The organism is Nocardiopsis sp. NPDC055879, from assembly GCF_053615935.1.
On the sequence record NZ_JBSHCT010000072.1, the window covers coordinates 1 to 2,644 of the forward strand.

The window sequence follows — 2,644 nt, forward strand, 5'->3', positions numbered from 1 at the left end:
CTGCAACCGATGGCCCCCTTCCGGGGCCCGAGTAGTCCCCACACCTACGAGGGATGGCCGACGCATCCCGAATTCATCGAGGCCCTCGCCGAGTCCGGGGATCCGGAAGTCCTCCGCGAGATCACCAAGGCCGCGCTCTCAGCCAAGGACCTGGACTCCGGTGCCCGCTTCCTCGAACTCGCCGTCCAGGCCGGCACCAGGGTGTGGGATCTCCTCTCGAGCTTGGAATCGCTGGCGGTCTCCGGCCGCACGGAGGTGGTCGAACGACTCCTGAATGACCTCGACGACTCCCTGACCCGAGAGCTCGCGCTGCGTCTTCGCCTACGCCGTGGGGACCTGGCGGGAGCCGAACGCCTGGCGTTCCCAGAAGGCGGCACGGGGGCATCCGACCGTGAGGACCGGCTCCACCTCACGGAGGTTCAGAGGATCCTCATCCGATACCTGAGACGTCGGGGGGACACGGCCACCGCGGAACACCTGGCGCGCCGGTCCGTGGAGCATAACGAGAACCCACAGGTTGTACGCATCCTGGCGGAAATCCTCACGGAGCAGGGGTACCGTGCGGAGGCGATCGATGTACTGGCCGCCGACGATCTCGATGAGGTGGCGTTGGAGGAGATCGTCGGCTGCCTACTGACCGAACCGGCGGCGGTCGAGGCGGCGGAACGTATGCGTCGTCCCGGGGCCCCTTGGTGGAACGGGCCGCTCTTGTGCTTCCTGGCATGGGCGGCGAAGGCCGCGGGAGACGACGAACGTGCCCGGGTCCTGTGGCCCCGGAATGGTGAGTTCATCGACGAAGCGCTCCTGCGCTATCTGCACCGTTTCACCCCACCCGCGTCCTGGGAAGAGGGGCGCGAAGGCGAGGACTCCCAGCGGGAGACAACAGGGGAGTTGGCCCGTCACCTCAGGGACGGCACACCGATCACTCTGGCCCGCCACCTGGCCGCGCGGGTCGGTGGTGTCCCCGGTTTCACCCACGGGGTAGGGACGGCCTCGGACCGCCCTGCCGGCCACCCCCGGACGTTCATGTTCGGGACAGAGGAACACCACCACGGACACCTGGGCATCCTCCTGGCCTGGACCTCCCACCTGTACCGGAACCAAGGAGAGCCGGCGGCCGCCAACGAGTTGGAGGAGTTGTCGCTGCGCGTCAGCGGCTCGGGGGCCGTCCCTTCCCTGGTGCGCGGATACCTGAACTCGGGAGAGCACGCCAGGGTGCCCGCCCTGCTGGGATTTCTCGGTGCGGAAGTCGCAGACTCGAGGGGCGCCTTCGAACGTTCCGAATTCACATGGGGTAGGCCGAGGACCCTCTTGCGCTCCCGCCTTCGCTCCTACCATTGGCGCGCGCAAGGACATGCCCAGCGCGTTCTGGTCCACGTGGTGCGAGCGGGTGCGATGCACTTGGCCGAAGACGTCGTCGATTCATTCGCCGAGACCCCCGCCTCAGAGTTCCCCCAGGACATCCGGTTCATGTCCGACGCCATATCCCCGGTGGATCCGCTCTTGGAGGCCGCTCGCCCGGACCTGGCCCTGCTCTCGGTCCGGTGGTTACGTGAACACCAGTGCTATGGCTCATGGTCCGAACAGGCCGAAGAGTTGGAGCTCGAAGGCGACTGGGCCAACGCCGCCCGTTTCCATGAGCTGTCCCTCGGGCATGGCACCGGTCCGGAACGAGTCGCCGCCCTACGTGCCGCGGCCGGCCTCGAGGGCCCACCCGACGCCTCCGCGCCGGCCGCGTTATTAGAGCACTACGTCCATCTCGAAGAGGAAAAGGGGGACCATCGTGAGGCCGAACGAATAGCCCGGGCCGGGGCCACCACAGGTCGCGGCTCCATCTTGAGAGGCCTGGCCCACCGCCGGATCGAGCGTGGCGACGACCCGGAATACTGGCGCACCATGCTCACACGAGGGCTGACCCCGGACGGGGACCTGGAGTCGGACTGGTGTGAGACCACGGAGGCACGTGGGGACTTGCGTCCCATGGTCGTGCACAGTTGTTTCTCGAGCCTCGTCCCCCGGCGGGACGCCCCGGTCGGGTTCGAGACCGGCCTGGTCTTCGGGCCCTACGCGTTCAACTTGGTCCACTGCTTCGTCCCGCTCTTCTTCTTAATGTCCGCTCCCATCCGATTCGAGACGTTCGTCCTGACTACCGGCGGTGTATCACTGTCTCTAGCCCTGGCGCTCCTACCGTGGCTGACCGCGAAGGCCCGTCGACGATGGCCGCTGAGTCTTCGGGCCTTTCCCGGCCTCCTACTCGGTACCGCTTTCTGGGGTCCCGCTGCGGCCGGGGTACTCTCCGCGGCCCTCGCGGAACGACGATCTCGGGCCCGCGACCTGGTGACCGTGGTGACCGCGCCCCTGTCCCTGTTCACCGCGAGCGCTTTCTCGGTGTTCTCGTTCTGGCTGGATCCCCTTGGCGCAGCCGTCATGAGCTTGAGCACGGTGTACACGTTCCTGGCCTTGGCCTACCGAAGTCACAGAAAGAACCACCGGCGCTACCTGGCGGGCCTGCGAGTCCCGGGCTGACCGACCTCCGCCGACCACAAGGGCACGAAAGGAACCGACATGGACCTCAAGCACCACCACGTCGAGGTGAACGGGCTGCGGTTGCACGTGGCCGAGCAGGGTGAGGGACCGCTGGTCC

1 protein-coding gene is annotated in these 2,644 nt (G+C 67.2%); it reads left to right on the forward strand.

The features are described 5' to 3' along the window. The coding region (locus ACWGKS_RS29760) for a hypothetical protein (RefSeq protein ID WP_452525047.1) at positions 1-2,526 on the forward strand (2,526 nt) is incomplete at its 5' end. Between the last annotated feature and the right edge of the window lie 118 nt (positions 2,527-2,644).